The sequence below is a fragment of the Pseudomonas sivasensis genome (assembly GCF_052938085.1).
The window spans coordinates 1,680,864-1,699,686 of sequence record NZ_CP176442.1; the positions used below are offsets into that span (position 1 = coordinate 1,680,864).

At 60.0% G+C, this 18,823-nt stretch carries 18 protein-coding genes; all 18 read left to right on the top strand.

Annotation, left to right across the window (positions count from 1 at the left end):
* Positions 1-241 precede the first annotated feature (241 nt).
* The 18 genes from ACKZ62_RS07910 to ACKZ62_RS07995 all read left to right on the top strand — a co-directional run bounded on the left by ACKZ62_RS07910 (position 242) and on the right by ACKZ62_RS07995 (position 18,702).
* Positions 242-1,717, top strand: a complete 1,476-nt coding sequence (locus ACKZ62_RS07910; protein ID WP_447096504.1) for a flagellin N-terminal helical domain-containing protein — start codon at positions 242-244, stop codon at positions 1,715-1,717.
* A gap of 74 nt (positions 1,718-1,791) precedes the next feature.
* Positions 1,792-2,142 carry a flagellar protein FlaG gene (locus tag ACKZ62_RS07915; RefSeq protein WP_095185426.1) on the top strand — a complete coding sequence of 117 codons (351 nt, stop codon included), beginning with the start codon at positions 1,792-1,794 and terminating at the stop codon, positions 2,140-2,142.
* An 80-nt stretch (positions 2,143-2,222) separates the two neighbouring features.
* Positions 2,223-3,626: a flagellar filament capping protein FliD gene (gene fliD / locus ACKZ62_RS07920; RefSeq protein WP_447096505.1), complete on the top strand. Its 1,404-nt coding sequence runs from the start codon at positions 2,223-2,225 to the stop codon at positions 3,624-3,626.
* 139 nt (positions 3,627-3,765) lie between these two features.
* Positions 3,766-4,170, top strand: a complete 405-nt coding sequence (gene fliS, locus ACKZ62_RS07925; RefSeq protein WP_032887870.1) for a flagellar export chaperone FliS — start codon at positions 3,766-3,768, stop codon at positions 4,168-4,170.
* A gap of 26 nt (positions 4,171-4,196) precedes the next feature.
* Positions 4,197-4,493 carry a flagellar protein FliT gene (gene fliT / locus ACKZ62_RS07930; RefSeq protein ID WP_447096506.1) on the top strand — a complete coding sequence of 99 codons (297 nt, stop codon included), beginning with the start codon at positions 4,197-4,199 and terminating at the stop codon, positions 4,491-4,493.
* Between the two features lie 170 nt (positions 4,494-4,663).
* Positions 4,664-6,139: a sigma-54 dependent transcriptional regulator gene (locus ACKZ62_RS07935; RefSeq protein ID WP_032887872.1), complete on the top strand. Its 1,476-nt coding sequence runs from the start codon at positions 4,664-4,666 to the stop codon at positions 6,137-6,139.
* A 110-nt stretch (positions 6,140-6,249) separates the two neighbouring features.
* On the top strand, positions 6,250-7,461 hold the full coding sequence (locus tag ACKZ62_RS07940) for a sensor histidine kinase (protein ID WP_032888090.1): 1,212 nt from the start codon (positions 6,250-6,252) through the stop codon (positions 7,459-7,461).
* Positions 7,462-7,467: 6 nt separating this feature from the next.
* Positions 7,468-8,844, top strand: a complete 1,377-nt coding sequence (locus tag ACKZ62_RS07945; RefSeq protein ID WP_099603019.1) for a sigma-54-dependent transcriptional regulator — start codon at positions 7,468-7,470, stop codon at positions 8,842-8,844.
* 128 nt (positions 8,845-8,972) lie between these two features.
* Complete coding sequence (gene fliE, locus ACKZ62_RS07950) at positions 8,973-9,302, top strand: flagellar hook-basal body complex protein FliE (RefSeq protein WP_017134937.1); 330 nt, start codon at positions 8,973-8,975, stop codon at positions 9,300-9,302.
* Between the two features lie 16 nt (positions 9,303-9,318).
* Positions 9,319-11,100: a flagellar basal-body MS-ring/collar protein FliF gene (gene fliF, locus ACKZ62_RS07955; protein WP_032887876.1), complete on the top strand. Its 1,782-nt coding sequence runs from the start codon at positions 9,319-9,321 to the stop codon at positions 11,098-11,100.
* Entirely contained in the window at positions 11,093-12,109 is a 1,017-nt protein-coding gene (gene fliG / locus ACKZ62_RS07960) for a flagellar motor switch protein FliG (protein WP_032887877.1), read from the top strand. Before fliF ends, fliG begins: the two co-directional genes overlap by 8 nt.
* A 10-nt stretch (positions 12,110-12,119) precedes the next feature.
* Positions 12,120-12,884, top strand: a complete 765-nt coding sequence (gene fliH, locus ACKZ62_RS07965) for a flagellar assembly protein FliH (RefSeq protein ID WP_181639417.1) — start codon at positions 12,120-12,122, stop codon at positions 12,882-12,884.
* A complete protein-coding gene (fliI, locus tag ACKZ62_RS07970) occupies positions 12,874-14,232 on the top strand; it encodes a flagellar protein export ATPase FliI (RefSeq protein ID WP_032887880.1) in 1,359 nt (452 codons plus the stop codon). Before fliH ends, fliI begins: the two co-directional genes overlap by 11 nt.
* A gap of 3 nt (positions 14,233-14,235) precedes the next feature.
* Positions 14,236-14,685 carry a flagellar export protein FliJ gene (gene fliJ, locus ACKZ62_RS07975; RefSeq protein ID WP_032887882.1) on the top strand — a complete coding sequence of 150 codons (450 nt, stop codon included), beginning with the start codon at positions 14,236-14,238 and terminating at the stop codon, positions 14,683-14,685.
* Positions 14,686-14,852: 167 nt separating this feature from the next.
* On the top strand, positions 14,853-15,158 hold the full coding sequence (locus tag ACKZ62_RS07980) for an STAS domain-containing protein (protein WP_032887883.1): 306 nt from the start codon (positions 14,853-14,855) through the stop codon (positions 15,156-15,158).
* Complete coding sequence (locus tag ACKZ62_RS07985) at positions 15,155-16,873, top strand: ATP-binding SpoIIE family protein phosphatase (RefSeq protein WP_447096507.1); 1,719 nt, start codon at positions 15,155-15,157, stop codon at positions 16,871-16,873. Before ACKZ62_RS07980 ends, ACKZ62_RS07985 begins: the two co-directional genes overlap by 4 nt.
* 30 nt (positions 16,874-16,903) lie before the next feature.
* Positions 16,904-17,248 (top strand): Hpt domain-containing protein, encoded by a 345-nt coding sequence (locus ACKZ62_RS07990; RefSeq protein WP_032887887.1) that lies wholly within the window; start codon positions 16,904-16,906, stop codon positions 17,246-17,248.
* A gap of 131 nt (positions 17,249-17,379) precedes the next feature.
* Positions 17,380-18,702, top strand: a complete 1,323-nt coding sequence (locus ACKZ62_RS07995; protein ID WP_447096508.1) for a flagellar hook-length control protein FliK — start codon at positions 17,380-17,382, stop codon at positions 18,700-18,702.
* Positions 18,703-18,823: the final 121 nt, after the last annotated feature.

The window sequence follows — 18,823 nt, forward strand, 5'->3', positions numbered from 1 at the left end:
ACGCCGATGATCTAGAGATCATCGGCGTTTTTTATTTGGCGCCAGAAAAGCCAATGAATCCGGGGTTTTGAGCTGATGTAAGCCGTTGAATTGCAAAGGGTGGCACGGCGCCAGTAAAAAAAATCAAAAAAATCCTCAAGCAACTGCCTACCACGACGATAACTATTACGTAGGTTCTCAGGCCACACCCGGCGGTTGCCAGGGCCGGAAGCCGCAGTATCCATCCAACGAGGATTTCGTCATGGCTTTAACAGTAAACACCAACATTGCTTCGATCACTACTCAGGGCAACCTGAACAAAGCTGGCGGCGCCCTGGCCACTTCCATGCAGCGCCTGTCTTCCGGCCTGCGTATCAACAGCGCTAAAGACGACGCAGCTGGCCTGCAGATCTCCAACCGCCTGACCAGCCAAATCAACGGCCTGGGTCAAGCAGTAAAAAACGTGAACGACGGTATCTCCATCGCTCAGACCGCTGAAGGCGCGATGCAGGCTTCGACCGACATCCTGCAAAAAATGCGTACCCTGGCTCTGTCTTCCGCTACTGGCTCCCTCAGCAATGACGACCGTAAGTCGAACAACGACGAATACCAGGCTCTGACTGCTGAACTGACCCGTATCTCGCAGACCACTACTTTCGGTGGCCAGAAGCTGCTGGACGGTTCGTACGGTACCAAGGCTATTCAGGTTGGCGCCAACGCTAACGAAACCATCAACCTGAGCCTGGAAAACGTTGCAGCCAACAACATTGGTTCGCAGCAGATCAAGAGCTCCGGCGTTGCTATCGACGCCACTGGCTTGACCAAGGGTGACATCAACATCACTGGTAACGGTCAATCCAAAACCGTTAGCTACGACGACGGTGCATCGGCTAAAGACATCGCCGCCAAGCTGAACGGCGCTATCGGCGGCCTGAGCGCTTCTGCCAGCACTGAAGTACGCTTCAGCGTTGATACCGCTAAGACTCAAGCAGCTACTCCTGCACCAGCCAACTTCAAGCTGGCAGTGGGCGGTGGTAAAGAAGTTAGCTTCATCGGCGTGACCGATACCGCTAGCCTGGCTGACCAACTGAAATCCAACGCTGCAAAACTGGGCATCAGCGTTAACTACGACGAAGCCAACAAGACTCTGGAAGTTAAGTCGGATTCCGGTGAGAACCTGGTTTTCACCAGCGGTGCTGGCGCTGATGCGATCTCCGTCAACTCCAAAAACGGTGCTGGCGAATACGCTACCACTGGTACTCCACCAGTTGATGCTCCAACTGCTCTGTCGGCTACAGCTGATGCAGTGGCAACTGTTACTGGTCAGGTTTCCCTGGATTCCGCGAAGGGTTACTCCCTGGCAGCCGGTACTGTTGACGGTGTGACCAAGTTGTTCGGCGCTGCCAGCGCTGTAGCGACCAAAACCACCATCTCCGACACCGACGTTACCAGCTCCTCGCAAGCTCAAAACGCTCTGGCTGTAATCGACAAAGCCATCGGCACAATCGACGGCGTTCGTTCGGGCCTGGGTGCTACCCAGAACCGTCTGACTACCACTGCAGACAACCTGCAGAACATTCAGAAGAACTCCACCGCTGCACGTTCCACCGTTCAGGACGTCGACTTCGCTTCCGAAACCGCCGAACTGACCAAGCAACAAACCCTGCAGTCGGCTTCCACCGCGATCCTGTCGCAGGCTAACCAGCTGCCATCCGCTGTACTGAAGCTGCTTCAGTAATCCCAGCGCTTGGTAACTAACGGAAGGGCGCGTCTACGTGCCCTTCCGTTTTTTCGGTTTAGAGGAGATTGGACATGGACATGAGTGTAAAGCTGAACCAGTCTTATCCGCCGGTTGCACCTCAAAGCGCACCTGCCAAGGTAGTGGCTGACAACAACGTTCTGAATGTCCAGGCAACGCCCGCGATTAGCCAAGAGCCCGCACGCGCCGACCTGGAAAAAGCAGTCACCGATATTCGCGATTTCGTTCAAGCTACCCAGCGTAGCCTCGATTTTTCCATTGATGATTCCACCCACCGTGTGGTGGTCAAGGTCATCAATACCGACAATGGTGAAGTGATTCGCCAGATTCCGTCGGAAACAGCATTGAAGCTGGCACAGAACCTCAGCAGCGCAAGCAACCTGTTGTTTGACGACAAGGCCTGAGCTGGCATGAAACTTGTTGCTGTCCTGTCTTGAGGCGTAATAAGTCAAGATAACGGCAGCCACCGAACAGGAGATAGATGATGGCGGGTTCAACGGTAAGTGGTATCGGTTCGAACATCGATACGCAAGCGATCGTGACATCCTTGGTTAACGCCGAAAAGGTGCCCAAGCAAACGCAGATCAATACCGCGTCTCAGAAGGCGACCACCACACTGTCTTCGATCGGCAAGATTCAGGCGGCGCTGGATGCGTTTCGTGGTGCGATTGACACCATGACGACCAGTTCCAGTTTCACCGGCTTGACGGGCTCTTCCTCGGACGAAAAAGTCGCCACGATGACGGCCAGTAACACGGCCTCCAACGGTAGTTTCCGACTGATCGTCAGTCAGTTGGCACAGGCCTCGAAGCTGTCGAGCAAGAACTTCCCTGGCGGCACCTCCACTGTGGTGAATGCCACCGACAAGCCAACCACTCTGACCATCAGCCAGTCCGGCAAGAATTTCGATGTGAGTGTGCCTGCGGGTGCGACCTTGCAGCAGGTGCGTGACTCGATCAACACCCAGTTCGGTACCTCGGGGTTGAGTGCCAATATCCAGACCGACTCCAATGGTTCGAGGCTGATCCTGACCTCTACCACCATGGGCACAGGCTCGGACTTGAAGCTGTCAGGTACTTCCGGGTTGGATGTCGGTTCCACGGTAGTTGATCCGCCCAAAGATGCGCTGTACAGCATCGACGGCGTTGCTTCGGTTTCCAAGAGCAACACCATCGAAGGCGCGTTGAGCGGGGTGAATATAAAGCTGGTATCGGTATCGGGCTTCAAGGTGGCCGCCAACAGCGAGCCGGATGACGAAAGAAACGCCACGCTGATTACAGTGAGCACCAACAACACGGCGCTCAAATCCGGTGTAAAGGGTTTTCTCGATACCTACAACGCCTTGATCACCGCGATGAACGCCGAAACGAAGGTCACCACGAACTTGGACGGCAGCACTACAGCGGCGGCCCTGACAGGCGATTCGACCATGCGCTCGTTGCAGAGCGCGATTCGGAATGAGTTCAACGCACTCTCCGGCACCGGTACTTTCAAGTCGCTGGCTCAGTTCGGTATGGTCACCAATTCGACGACGGGCCTGCTGTCGTTGGACGACAAAAAGTGGGATGCCGCGGTGAAAACCAACGCAGCCGACATCAACAGCATATTCAGCGGGCCGGACGGAATGTTAGCGCGTATGAAAAGCGCGACGAATGACTACGCCAAGTCCACCACCGGCATCCTGGCAACACGCTCCACATCGCTGTCCGACACCCTCAAGGACCTGACCAAGCAACAGTCCTCTCTCGACGAGCGCATGACCCTGCTCACCAGCAGCCTGTCGGCCAAATACAACGCCATGGACACCCTGGTCGCCCAATTGCGCCAGCAAAGCACCAGCGTCATGACCACGCTCAACGCCTTGAACAATCCCAAAACCAATAGCTGATGCCTGCGCATGAAAAAGGCCAGGCAATCTGCCTGGCCTTTTTTTATCGCGGGACAACTGGCCCTAAAGCTTTTTGCGAACCCGTCGACATATTGGTTACTAGAATCCTTTTCGCTGTCGCCCGTCACGAGGTAGAAACATGAATCCCATGAGAGCCCTTCGCCAATACCAGAAGGTCAATTCCCATGCTCAGATCTCCGAAGCCAGCCCTCATCGCCTGGTGCAGATGCTGATGGAAGGCGGGCTCGACCGCATGGCCCAGGCCAAGGGCGCGCTGGCGCGTGGCGACATCGCCCAGAAGGGGCTGATGCTCGGCAAGGCCATCGATATCGTGATCGGCCTGCGTGACGGCCTGAACGCTGAAAAGAGTGATAACCCGGCTTACGTTCAGCAGTTGGAAAGTCTGTATGCGTACATGACCAACCGTCTGATGGAAGCCAACCTGCATAACGACGCTGACATGATCGACGAAGTTGCTCGTTTGATGATTACCGTTAAAGAAGGCTGGGATGCGATTGGCGCGCCACAGGCTGCAGCAGAATAAGGCCTGGGTGCCTTGAGGAACACGTCATGAGCCAAGCACTGCAACGCATTGATGAAACCCGTGAGGCGCTGATGGGCGCGCTGGCAGACCGTAACTGGGACGCCATTGGCGAGCTGGATATGTGCTGTCGCGACGTGATCGAGCAGGTGCTCAGCGAAGCACCGGTGGATGAGGATGCGTTGCGTGAAAAGCTTGAGAGTCTGTTGGCGGTATACCAGCAATTGCTTGAGGTGACGACCGGCGAACGCCAGGCGATTTTCGAAGAGATGTCGCAGATCAACCAAGCGAAAAATGCGTCAAAGGTTTACCATCTGTTCGGCTGAACAGTCGAAGTTAATCCTACCGGCGCGTCATAAATTTGACCGTGCCAGCATTTTTGACTTAACTAGTGCTGTTTTCAGATTTCAGACGTCTATAAGGTAAGAAGTCTTACAGGCGCCTCGATTGCCCTCAATCTCGGGGCAGGAAGTTTTACTAGGGAAGTTGCTATTGCATGTGGCGTGAAACCAAAATTCTGCTAATCGATGACGATAGCGTCCGCCGCCGCGACTTGGCGGTGATTTTGAATTTTCTTGGCGAAGAAAATCTGCCCTGCGGTAGCCATGACTGGCAGCAGGCGGCCAGCTCATTGTCATCGAGCCGTGATGTCATTTGTGTGCTGATCGGGACAGTAAACGCTCCAGGCGCTGTTTTGGGCTTGTTAAAGACACTGTCTACGTGGGATGAGTTCCTTCCGGTCCTGCTGATTGGTGATATTTCTTCTGTCGAGCTGCCGGAAGACCAGCGCCGCCGCGTGCTTTCCAGTCTGGAAATGCCTCCCAGCTACAGCAAATTGCTTGATTCCCTGCACCGTGCCCAGGTCTATCGCGAGATGTACGACCAGGCCCGCGAGCGCGGTCGCCACCGCGAACCTAATCTATTCCGCAGCCTTGTCGGCACCAGCCGCGCCATCCAGCACGTGCGCCAGATGATGCAGCAAGTGGCCGATACCGACGCCAGCGTGCTGATCCTCGGCGAGTCGGGCACTGGCAAAGAAGTGGTCGCGCGTAACCTGCACTACCATTCCAAGCGCCGCGACGGGCCATTTGTGCCGGTCAACTGCGGGGCGATCCCTGCAGAGCTGCTCGAAAGCGAACTGTTCGGCCATGAGAAGGGCGCCTTTACCGGGGCGATCACCAGCCGTGCCGGGCGTTTCGAGCTGGCCAACGGCGGCACCCTGTTCCTTGACGAAATCGGCGACATGCCGCTGCCGATGCAGGTCAAGCTGTTGCGCGTATTGCAGGAGCGCACCTTCGAGCGCGTGGGTAGCAACAAGACCCAGAGCGTCGACGTACGCATCATCGCCGCTACCCACAAGAACCTCGAAAGCATGATCGAGGTGGGCAGCTTCCGTGAAGACTTGTACTACCGCCTAAACGTTTTCCCAATCGAGATGGCCCCGCTGCGTGAGCGCGTGGAAGACATCCCGCTGCTGATGAATGAACTGATCTCGCGCATGGAACACGAAAAGCGCGGCTCGATTCGCTTCAACTCCGCTGCGATCATGTCCCTGTGCCGCCATGGCTGGCCGGGCAACGTCCGTGAGCTGGCCAACCTGGTGGAGCGCATGGCGATCATGCACCCCTACGGTGTGATCGGTGTGGTCGAGCTGCCGAAGAAATTCCGTTACGTCGACGACGAAGACGAGCAGATGGTCGACAGTCTGCGCAGTGACATGGAAGAGCGGGTCGCCATCAACGGCCATACCCCGGACTTCGGTTCTACCGCCATGCTGCCGCCGGAAGGTCTCGACCTCAAAGACTACCTCGGCAACCTGGAGCAAGGCTTGATCCAACAGGCCCTGGACGACGCCAACGGCATTGTCGCCCGTGCCGCCGAGCGCCTGCGTATCCGTCGAACCACCCTGGTGGAGAAGATGCGCAAGTACGGTATGAGCCGCCGAGAAGGTGATGAACAGGCAGATGATTGACGCCTGTTTTTCAAGCCGCTGATTAATCAGCGGTTTTTTTTCGGCACAAGTATTGCTACAGCCCTCGCAACGTTCCGTTTAACTGACGGTCAGCCAAGCGAGAGAGCATGATGCCCCACGCCGCCCAACTATCTTCGGCCCCTGCCATCCAGGGACTGATTGCGCCTGTAGAACCGCAGACCCGCCAGGGTCTTGAACAAGCGTTCTCGCAGTTCAACCAGATGTCGAGCCAACTGACTGATTCCTACAGCCTGCTGGAGGCCCGGGTCTGCGAGCTGAAAGGCGAACTGGCGGTGGTTAGCGCCCAGCGCATGCAAGAGCTGGCCGAGAAAGAGCGCTTGGCCAACCGTCTGCAGAACCTGCTGTCGCTGCTGCCCGGTGGCGTTATCGTCATTGACGAAGAGGGCCGCGTGCGCGAAGCCAATCCGGCAGCCTGCGACATGCTCGGCCTACCGCTGGAAGGCGAGCTGTGGCGCCACGTCATTACCCGCTGCTTTGCGCCGCGCGAGGATGATGGTCACGAAATCTCCCTTAAAGACGGGCGCCGCCTGTCCATCGCTACCCGTTCCCTGGACGCTGAGCCAGGGCAATTGGTGCTGCTCAACGACCTGACCGAAACCCGTCACCTGCAAGACCAATTGGCGCGCCACGAGCGTTTGTCCTCGTTGGGCCGAATGGTCGCTTCTTTGGCGCATCAAATCCGTACGCCGTTGTCGGCGGCCTTGATTTACGCCAGTCATTTGACTGATGAACAATTGCCCGCTGCCACACAGCAGCGGTTTGCTGGCCGTCTCAAAGAGCGCCTGCACGAACTGGAGCATCAGGTACGCGACATGTTGGTGTTTGCCCGCGGCGAATTGCCGCTGACTGACCGCGTGACACCTGCCCAATTGATGCAGGCCCTGCAAGCGGCGGCGGCCACCCATATTCAAGACACTCAGGTGCGTTGGCAGTGCGACAGCCACCTTGGCGAGTTGCTGTGCAATCGCGACACCCTGGTGGGCGCGTTGCTTAACCTGATCGAAAACGCTATCCAGGCCAGCGGCCCGGGCGCACGGCTCAAGGTGCACCTGTACAACCGCGAGCAAACCCTGCGCCTGTGCATCAGCGACAGCGGTGCTGGCATTGATCCTGTGGTGCTTAAGCGCCTTGGCGAACCCTTTTTCACCACCAAGACCAATGGAACCGGCCTCGGCCTGACCGTGGTCAAGGCTGTGGCGCGTGCCCATCAGGGAGAATTGCAGCTGCATTCCCGACTGGGGCGTGGCACGTGTGCATTGATGAGCTTGCCGCTGTTTTCATGCGCGGCAAGCGCGGAGTAAAAAGTAATGGCTATCAAGGTTCTGTTGGTGGAAGACGATCGCGCCCTGCGTGAAGCATTGGCGGACACGCTGCTGTTGGCGGGTCATGACTACCGGGCGGTCGGTTCTGCCGAGGACGCCTTGGACGCGGTGGAGCAGGAAACCTTCAGCCTGGTGGTCAGTGACGTGAACATGCCCGGCATGGACGGCCACCAGTTACTGGCCTTGCTGCGCGCACGCCAGCCGCAACTGCCGGTGTTGCTGATGACCGCTCACGGCGCCGTGGAGCGTGCGGTGGACGCCATGCGCCAAGGCGCGGCGGATTACCTGGTCAAGCCGTTCGAACCCAAGGCGCTGATCGAACTGGTGGCGCGGCACGCCCTGGGTGTTATCCCTGCCAACGAAGGCGAAGGCCCGATTGCCTTCGAGCCGGCCAGTGCGCAATTGCTTGAGCTGGCGGCCCGGGTGGCGCGCAGTGATTCCACGGTGCTGATCTCCGGCGAGTCCGGTACCGGTAAAGAGGTGCTGGCGCGTTACATCCACCAGCAATCCACTCGCGCCAAACAACCGTTCATCGCCATCAATTGCGCGGCGATCCCCGACAACATGCTTGAAGCCACCTTGTTCGGTCATGAAAAAGGCTCGTTCACTGGCGCCATCGCGGCCCAGGCCGGCAAGTTCGAACAGGCCGATGGCGGCACCATTCTGCTGGATGAAATCTCGGAAATGCCTCTGGGCCTGCAAGCCAAGCTGCTGCGGGTGCTGCAAGAGCGTGAAGTGGAGCGCGTCGGTGCGCGTAAGCCGATCCAGTTGGATATCCGTGTGGTCGCCACCACCAACCGCGACCTCGCTGGCGAAGTGGCGGCGGGGCGCTTCCGCGAAGACCTGTTCTACCGGCTATCAGTATTCCCCCTGGCCTGGCGCCCGCTGCGTGAGCGTCCGGCGGACATCATTCCGCTGGCCGAGCGCTTGCTGAACAACCACGTCAAAAAAATGAAGCACGCCCAGGCGCGGCTCTCGGCCGAGGCGCAAGCGTGTCTCATCAGCTATCCCTGGCCGGGCAACGTGCGCGAGTTGGATAACGCCATCCAGCGCGCGCTGATTCTGCAACAGGGTGGCTTGATCCAGCCCCAGGATTTCTGCCTGGCCATGGGCAGTGGTGCGGCCCCATTGCCTACCTTGGCGCCCGCGCCGGTGGTTGCAGAGGCTGAGTCTGCCGGTGCCCTGGGTGACGACCTGCGTCGCCGCGAATTCCAGATGATCATCGACACCCTGCGCGCCGAGCGCGGCCGTCGCAAAGAGGCCGCCGAGCGTCTGGGCATCAGCCCGCGCACCCTGCGCTACAAGCTGGCGCAGATGCGCGACGCCGGGATGGACGTCGAGGCGTATCTGTTCGCCACATAACCGGTAACAACGTCGATAAGGTTTGTCGCCTTTTCTTACGAGTTGATACAGAGCTGGCACCCTTGTTGCTACCTCCCCTAGTAATCGCTGCGTAGTGTCAAAAATTTGCGGGTTGGAGAGAGAAGTTCATGAGCCAGGGTATTGAGTTCAATCGGTTGATGTTGGATATGCGCTCCATGCAAATGGATGCCATGGCTCAACCGAAATCCGTCGCGCCAGCGCCGGAATTGGGCCAAAGCAGCTTCGCCGACATGCTCGGCCAGGCCATCAACAAAGTCAGTGACACCCAGCAAGCTTCCAGCCAGTTGGCCACCGCGTTCGAGATCGGCAAAAGCGGCGTGGACCTCACCGATGTGATGGTCGCCTCGCAAAAGGCCAGCGTCTCCTTTCAGGCTCTGACCCAAGTGCGTAACAAGTTGGTTCAGGCCTATCAAGACATCATGCAGATGCCGGTTTAAGGGCGAGATTTAAGTCATGGCAGAAGCAGTCTCCGACAACGTACCCGCCAAGGCAGACGGCAAGCCGCCGCTGTTTGGCCTGTCGTTCCTGGAAAACCTCTCGGAAATGACCATGTTGCGTCAGGTGGGCCTGATGGTCGGCCTGGCTGCCAGCGTGGCGATTGGTTTCGCCGTGGTGTTGTGGTCGCAACAACCCGATTACCGTCCGCTTTACGGCAGCCTGGCGGGCATGGATTCCAAGCAGATCATGGAAACCCTCGCCGCCGCCGACATCGCCTACACCGTAGAGCCCAACTCCGGCGCGCTGTTGGTTAAGGCCGATGACGTGGCCCGTGCGCGCATGAAGCTTGCCGCTGCCGGCGTAACGCCGTCCGACAGCAATATTGGTTTTGAAATCCTCGACAAGGACCAGGGCCTCGGGACCAGCCAGTTCATGGAAGCCACGCGCTACCGTCGTGGCCTGGAAGGCGAGCTGGCCCGCACCATCTCCAGCTTGAACAACGTCAAGGGCGCCCGTGTGCACTTGGCCATTCCGAAAAGCTCGGTATTTGTGCGCGACGAGCGCAAGCCAAGTGCTTCGGTACTGGTGGAACTGTTTTCCGGCCGTTCGCTGGAGCCTGGCCAGGTTCTGGCGATTATCAACCTGGTGGCCACCAGCGTTCCCGAACTGAGCAAGTCGCAAATCACCGTTGTCGACCAGAAGGGCAACCTGCTGTCCGACATGGCGGAAAACTCCGCGCTGACCCAGGCCGGCAAGCAATTCGACTACAGCCGCCGTATGGAAAGCATGCTCACCCAGCGTGTGCACAACATCCTGCAACCGGTGCTGGGCAACGACCGCTACAAGGCTGAGGTGTCCGCCGACGTGGACTTCAGTGCCGTCGAGTCGACCTCCGAGCAGTTCAACCCGGACCAGCCAGCGCTGCGCAGCGAACAGTCCACCAGCGAACAACGCACCGCCAGCAATGGTCCGCAAGGTGTGCCGGGTGCCCTGAGCAACCAGCCGCCAGCCCCGGCTTCGGCCCCGCAAACCACCGGTGGCGCTGCTGCCACCGCTGGCGCGATCCAGCCCGGCCAGCCATTGTTGGACGCCAACGGCCAGCAGATCATGGACCCGGCCACCGGCCAACCGATGCTCGCCCCGTACCCGGCGGACAAGCGTAACCAGTCCACCAAGAACTTCGAACTCGATCGCTCCATCAGCCACACCAAGCAGCAGCAGGGTCGCGTCAATCGCCTGTCGGTGTCGGTGGTGGTCGATGACCAGGTCAAGGTCAATGCGGCGGATGGCGCCGTTACCCGTGCGCCGTGGAGCGCCGACGAATTGGCGCGCTTCACTCGCCTCGTGCAGGACGCCGTCGGCTTTGACGCCAGTCGTGGTGACAGCGTCAGCGTGATCAACATGCCGTTCTCCGCCGAGCGCGGTGAAGTCATCGCCGAAGCGGCGTTCTACACCCAGCCGTGGTTCTGGGACATCGTCAAGCAAGTGCTGGGTGTGTTGTTCATCCTGGTATTGGTGTTCGGCGTGCTGCGCCCGGTGCTCAACAACATCACCGGCAACGGCAAGAACAAACAGCTGGCGGCGTTTGGCGGCAGTGACGTCGAGTTGGGTGGCATGGGCGGCCTGGACGGCGAACTGGCCAACGACCGCGTCAGCCTCGGCGGCCCGCAAAGCATCCTGTTGCCAAGCCCGAGCGAAGGTTACGACGCTCAGTTGAACGCAATCAAAAGTCTGGTAGCAGAAGACCCGGGCCGTGTGGCCCAGGTCGTGAAAGAGTGGATTAACGCAGATGAGTGATCGAGCCGCTGTTGCCAAGCTCACCAAGGTCGACAAAGCCGCAGTACTGCTGCTGTCGCTCGGTGAAACCGATGCCGCCCAAGTGCTGCGCCACATGGGGCCCAAAGAGGTCCAGCGTGTGGGCGTGGCCATGGCGCAGATGCGCAATGTGCACCGTGAGCAAGTCGAGCAGGTGATGAGCGAGTTCGTCGAGATCGTCGGCGACCAGACCAGCCTGGGCGTCGGCTCCGACAGCTACATCCGCAAGATGCTCACCTCGGCCCTGGGCGAAGACAAGGCCAACGGCCTGATCGACCGCATCCTGTTGGGTGGCAACACCAGTGGTCTGGACAGCCTCAAGTGGATGGAACCGCGCGCCGTCGCCGACGTGATCCGCTTTGAACACCCGCAGATCCAGGCCATCGTGGTGGCGTACCTCGACCCGGACCAGGCCGGTGAAGTGCTCGGCCATTTCGACCATAAAGTGCGTCTGGACATCATCCTGCGCGTCTCGTCGCTGAACACCGTGCAGCCGGCGGCCCTGAAAGAATTGAACACCATCCTGGAGAAGCAGTTCTCCGGCAACTCGAATGCCTCGCGGACCACCTTGGGTGGTATCAAGCGTGCGGCAGACATCATGAACTTCCTCGACAGCTCGGTCGAAGGCCAGTTGATGGACTCGATCCGCGAGATCGACGACACCCTGTCCGGCCAGATCGAAGACCTCATGTTCGTGTTCAACAACCTCTCCGATGTCGACGATCGTGGCATCCAGGCGTTGCTGCGCGAAGTGTCCTCCGACGTGCTGGTGCTTGCCCTCAAAGGCTCGGACGAAGGCGTCAAAGAGAAGATCTTCAAGAACATGTCCAAGCGTGCTTCCGAACTGTTGCGCGACGACCTGGAAGCCAAAGGCCCGGTGCGCGTCAGCGACGTGGAAACCGCGCAGAAAGAAATCCTCACCATTGCCCGCCGTATGGCCGAAGCCGGAGAAATCGTTCTCGGTGGGAAGGGCGGCGAAGAAATGATCTAAGGCGCCCCTGATGTCGAACAAAGATGAGGCGCCCAGCGATCTGATTCGCGCACGGGATGTCGGTGGGTTCGACATCTGGTCGTTGCCCAGCTTCGACCCGCATGTGCCTGAGCCTGAGCCGGAACCCGTTGAAGAAACGCCGGTGGAAATGGAAGAAGTGCCGCTGGAAGAAGTCCAGCCACTGACCCTGGAAGAGTTGGAAAGCATCCGCCAGGAGGCCTACAACGAAGGCTTCGCAGCGGGTGAAAAAGACGGTTTTCGCAGCACCACTCTCAAGGTGCGCCAAGAGGCCGAAGCGGCGCTGAACGTCAAGCTGGCCAGCCTGGAACGTTTGATGGGTGTGTTGTTCGACCCTATCGCCGAGCAGGATGCGCAGATTGAAAAATCCATGGTCGGCCTGGTGGAGCATATTGCACGCCAGGTGATCCAGCGCGAACTGGTGCTCGACTCCAGCCATATCGAAAGCGTGATGCGCGAAGCACTCAAGTTGCTGCCCCTGGGTGTCGGCAATGTGCGGCTGTACATCAACCCGCAGGATTTCGAACAGGTCAAAGCCCTGCGCGAGCGCCATGAAGAAACCTGGCGCATCGTCGAAGACGCAGCGCTTCAGCCCGGTGGTTGCCGGGTCGAGACCGAACACAGCCGCATTGATGCGACGGTGGAAACCCGCATCAGCCAGATCATGGCCAAGCTGCTGGATCAAGTCCACGAGCAGGTGTTGAACCCCGCCGAACCTGACCTCAGCGTCGACCTGGACGCCGCCGATGCGCCTTGATCGCACCAGCTTCGTCAAGCGCCTGAGCGGCTACGTCGAGGCGACTGAATTGCCCGGCCAGCCGATCCTTGAAGGGCGCCTGTTGCGTATGGTCGGCCTGACCCTCGAAGCCGAGGGCCTGCGCGCCGCCATGGGCAGCCGCTGCATGGTGATCAACGACGACAGCTACCATCCGGTGCAGGTCGAAGCGGAAGTGATGGGCTTTTCCGGCAACAAGATCTTCCTGATGCCCGTCGGCAGCCTGGCGGGCATCGCCCCCGGCGCCCGCGTGGTACCGCTGGCCGATACCGGCCGCCTGCCCATGGGCATGAGCATGCTCGGCCGGGTGCTGGACGGCGCCGGTCGTGCGTTGGACGGCAAGGGCGGCATGAAAGCCGAAGACTGGGTGCCGATGGACGGCCCCACCATCAACCCGCTCAACCGCAACCCCATCAGCGTGCCGCTGGATGTGGGCATCCGCAGCATCAACGGTTTATTGACGGTCGGCCGCGGCCAGCGTCTGGGCCTGTTCGCCGGTACCGGTGTGGGTAAGTCGGTGTTGCTCGGCATGATGACGCGCTTTACCGAGGCCGACATCATCGTGGTGGGGCTGATCGGCGAGCGGGGCAGGGAAGTTAAGGAATTCATCGAGCACAGCCTCGGTGAAGAAGGCCTCAAGCGCTCCGTCGTCGTCGCCTCCCCAGCGGATGATGCGCCGTTGATGCGTTTGCGCGCGGCCATGTACTGCACGCGCATCGCCGAATACTTTCGCGACAAGGGCAAGAACGTCCTGTTGCTGATGGACTCGCTCACCCGTTTTGCCCAGGCCCAGCGGGAAATCGCCCTGGCCATCGGCGAACCCCCGGCGACCAAGGGCTACCCACCGTCGGTGTTCGCCAAGCTGCCGAAACTGGTGGAGCGCGCCGGCAATGCCGAGGCCGGTGGCGGCTCGATCACTGCGTTCTACACGGTGTTGTCCGAAGGCGATGACCAGCAGGACCCTATCGCCGACTCGGCGCGGGGCGTGCTCGACGGCCACATTGTGCTGTCGCGCCGTTTGGCCGAAGAAGGGCACTACCCGGCTATCGATATCGAAGCGTCCATCAGCCGGGTCATGCCGGCGGTGGTCACGCCGGAGCATATGGTCCGTGCGCAACAGTTCAAGCAGTTGTGGTCGCGCTATCAACAGAGCCGCGACCTGATCAGCGTTGGCGCCTACGTGGCCGGTGGCGATCGCGACACCGACCTGGCGATCGCCCTGCAACCGCAGTTGGTGACTTACCTGCGCCAAGGCCTCAACGACAAGATCAGCATGGGTGAAAGCGAAGCGCATCTGCATTCCATCTTCGCCCCTGCGCCAGGCGGCTAAGCCATGGCCAACAGCCGCGCCGCGCGCCTGGCCCCCGTGGTGGACATGGCCGAAAAGGCCGAAAAAACCGCCGTACAGCGCCTGGGTTATTTCCAGGGCCAAGTGCGCTTGGCGGAAAGCAAGTTGGGTGACCTGGAACGCTTTCGCGGCGAGTACCAACAGCAATGGATCGAGCGCGGCACCAAGGGTGTTTCGGGTCAGTGGCTGATGGGCTACCAGGGCTTTCTCAACCAGTTGGAAACCGCCGTGGGCCAACAGCGCCAGAGCCTGGCCTGGCACCAGAACAACCTCGATAAGGCCCGCGAAAGTTGGCAAGAGGCGTTTGCCCGGGTCGAAGGTTTGCGCAAGCTGGTGCAGCGCTATATCGATGAAGCGCGGGCGCTGGAAGACAAGCGTGAGCAGAAGTTGCTCGATGAGCTATCACAACGTCTTCCCCGCCAATCACAATTCTGAATGTGCGAGGGGGCTTGCCCCCGATAGCGATAGATCGGTCACTGAATTTGTTGACTGACCCACGGCTATCGGGACCAGGCCCTCTTCCGCATTTGACCTGCGGTGTTGCCCGGATCTCATTCGCCTGCTACACCTTGTGTCTATGCCCATGACAAGGAAGCAGTCGCATGTCAATCGAGTCAGAAGTATCCCTGGACGGGAAGAAGTTGACGATCGCTATCAAGGGACGGTTTGACTTCGGCAGTCATCAGACGTTTCGTGACGCCTACGAGCGTTACTACAAAGTGCCTGAGCTGTATGTGGTCGATCTGAAAGAAACCACGTACATGGACAGCTCGGCCTTGGGCATGCTCCTGCTGTTGAGGGACCATGCTGGCGGCGAAAAGGCGCAGGTTGAGGTGGTCAACACCAACTCCGATGTGCGCAAGATCCTCGCCATCTCCAACTTCGACAAGCTGTTCGACATCAAGTGAGCGCCCAGGCCCCCGCGGTTGAGCCGCTGACGATCCTGATCGCCGATGATAACGCTGCTGATCTTCTGTTGCTGTCGACCATTGTGCGGCGCCAGGGGCATCAGGTGCTCACCGCTACCAACGGCGAGGAAGCCGTCGAAGTCTTCGCCCGCGAACGGCCGCAGCTGGTGCTGATGGATGCCTTGATGCCAGTGATGGATGGCTACGGCGCTGCGCGGTGGATCAAGCAACTGGCGGGGGAAGAATTGGTCCCCATCATTTTCCTCACCTCCCTGCGCGAAAGCGCTGCCCTGGCCGAGTGCCTGGATGCCGGCGGTGATGACTTCCTGCCCAAACCCTATAACCAACTGATCCTGGCGGCCAAGATCAACGCCATGGACCGCCTGCGCCGCCTGCAAGCCACGGTGTTGCAGCAACGCGACATGATTGCCAAGCACCACGACTACCTGCTGCATGAGCAGCGCGTGGCCAAGGCAGTGTTCGATAAGGTCGCCCACTCCGGCTGCATCAATGCCGCACCGAACATCCGCTACCTGCAATCGCCCTATGCGCTGTTCAATGGCGACCTGCTGCTGGCGGCCTACACGCCGTCAGGCGACATGCACGTGCTGCTCGGCGATTTCACCGGCCATGGCTTGCCGGCGGCGGTGGGCGCTATGCCCCTGGCGGAAGTGTTCTACGGCATGACCGCCAAGGGTTATGGCCTGACGCAGATCCTTCGGGAGATGAATGCCAAGCTCAAGCGCATCCTGCCGGTGGACATGTTCTGCTGCGCCACCCTGTTGTGCCTGAGCACCGAGCGGCGCGTGGTGGAGGTGTGGAACGGGGGCATGCCCGACGGTTATGTGCATGACATCGCCAGCGGCAAGCGCACCCCGATGCAGTCGCGGCATTTGCCGTTGGGGGTGTTGTCGGCGCAAGCCTTTGATGACCGCACCGAAGTCTGGCCCATGGCGTTGGGCGACCGTGTGTTCCTGCTGTCCGACGGCGTGCTGGATACCGCAGATGCCAACGATCAACTGTTCGGCGCCGAGCGTTTGCAGCAGGTCTTTGCGGCCAATCGCGAGCCCAATCGTCTGTTTGAAGACATCGAACAGGCCCTGGCGGCGTTTCGCGGTGAAGCGCGTGATGACGTGAGCATGGTGGAAATCACCCTGCAGCACGGCCAATCCCTGCGCGCCACCGGGCCGTTGTATGCCGACAGCGGCCAATCCTGCCCGCTGGATTGGTCGGTGAGCTTTGAGTTTCGCGCCGAGACCCTCAAGCGCTACAACCCTTTGCCCTATCTGCTGCAACTGCTGCTTGAGATCCACGGCCTGCGCGAGCAGAGCGGGGCGCTCTACAGCGTGATGGCTGAGCTGTATTCCAACGCCCTGGAACATGGTGTGCTGGGGCTGGACTCGCGGCTCAAGCGCAATGCCCAGGGATTTGCCGAGTATTACCACCAGCGCAATGACCGCCTGGCGAAGTTGAACAGCGGTTACGTGCGGGTGCATGTGCAGGTGGTGCCCACCCACATGGGCGGCAAAATGACGTTGCGCCTGGAAGACAGCGGGCCGGGTTTCGACGTGGAACAGATGCTGGCACGGCCGCTGGACGTCGATCGTCTGTCGGGTCGGGGCCTTAGCCTGGTGCGCCAGTTGAGCAGCGACGTACGCTGGTCTGACGGTGGGCGCAGTGTCTGCGTGGAGTTTTGCTGGGGGGCTCTGGCATAATCCGCCGATTCTTGATCAAGGAGCGAGCAAGTGGCAGAGATTCATATGGACCCGCAGGTGTTGTCGGGTTTGCAGGAGGTTATGGAGGGCGAGTATCCCAAGCTGCTTGATACCTTTCTTGATGACTCCCAGAAACGCATCGAGGCCCTGCACCAGGCGCGGGATGATGCCAAGGCATTGGGACGGATTGCGCATAGTTTCAAGGGGAGCAGTGGGAACCTTGGGGCGCTGCGGTTGGCGCAGTTGTGTCAGTCGCTTGAGGCCAGGTCTTCTGAGCCGGCTTCGGACTTGGGGGAGTTGGTGGATCAGATTGATCGGGAGTTTGCGTTGGTGCGGCCGTTGTATGAGCACGAAAGGCAACGGTTTCAACTTTGATGGGTGACCTGTCCGTTACCGAATAACGGATAGGCCCACCCAAAAAACCGCAATCCAAGAAACCTGGCCCAACTCTTGCTCTACCTCCAGATACTGCATCCCCGATCCCCATGCAGTGGAGACCTTTACCTATGCCAGTCGCCCCCAATTCGCTTCTTCAGGCTGCCCCCGCGGCCAAGCCTCAAGCGCCCGCTGCCAACCCCCAGGTAGCGGCTGCGGACCCACGGGACAAGGGCCCTGGCTTCGCTCAAGTGTTCGCCAGCCAAGGCTCGAAACCGTCGGTCAAAACCGACGACAGCGCGGCCAAACCCACACGCGACAAGCCTGTCGACGCCAGCGCCAAGCCGGCTGCCGGTGCCGACAAGCCTGCCGCCAGTACACCGGCGGTTGCCGATAGCGGCAAGACCTTGCCTGCCAAGCCGTCCGACGACAGCGCCAATAAGGATGACGACGCACCCGCCGATCCAGCACTCGCGCAGCAGCCCCCGACTGATCCCGTCGTCGACCCGGCCATGATTGCCGCTGTGACGCCTGTGGTCTTGCCGGTGGAAACCCCGGAACCCGCCGCTGCCGCCCAGGACGACAAGGCCCAGCCGTTGGTCGCTGCGCCCATCGTGGCGACCGAGGAGGTCAAGCCGGCCTTCGATCCTGAGGCCGATCCCCTGGATGCCATGCCGGCCGTGCGCCTGGCGATGGAGCAGGGCGGGCATGTGTCGGCCAGCAGTCAGGCGCCGGCCAAAACCGCACCGACGACTACCCAGGACCAGCCAACCGCCGCGCAGAACTTTGCCGCTGGCCTGGCCACAATGGTCGACCAGCAAGCCACCAAAGACAGCACTGACCAAGGCGGTGACAAGGCCTTCAGCGGCTTGATCGAAGACGGCCTCAAAGACCTTAAAAACGCCACCAGCGACACCCGTGTCGATGATTTCGCCAATCGTTTGGCGGCATTGACCCAGGCGGCCACGCCGAAAACGGCCAACGCGTTGCCGCCGGTGACGAATGCGCCACTGGCCATGCACCAGAGCGGTTGGACCGACGAGATCGTCAATCGAGTGATGTACCTGTCCAGCGCCAACCTCAAGTCGGCGGAGATCCAGTTGCAACCGGCTGAACTCGGTCGTCTGGATATCAAGGTCAACATGACCGCCGACCAGCAAGCCCAGGTCAACTTCATGAGCGCCCACCCGGTGGTGCGTGAAGCGCTGGAAAGCCAGTCGGGTCGCCTGCGGGAAATGTTTGCGCAACAGGGCATGGGGCAGGTGGACGTCAACGTGTCCGACCAATCCCGTGGTCAGGAGCAGCAACAGCAGCAGGCCCAGACCAGTGGCGTGAGTCGCAGCGGGCGAGGGGCTGACAGCGGCGACAGTGGCAACCACATTGATGTGGCTGAAGCCGTGGTGCCAGTGAGCTCTACAGTGATCGGCTCCAGCGCCGTCGATTACTACGCCTGACTTGAGCCGCGTACAGATCCAAATTGTGGGAGGGGGCTTGCCCCCGATGAGGGTGTATCAGTCAACCGATGTATGAACTGACACACCCTCATCGAGGCAAGCCTCCTCCCACATTTGTTTT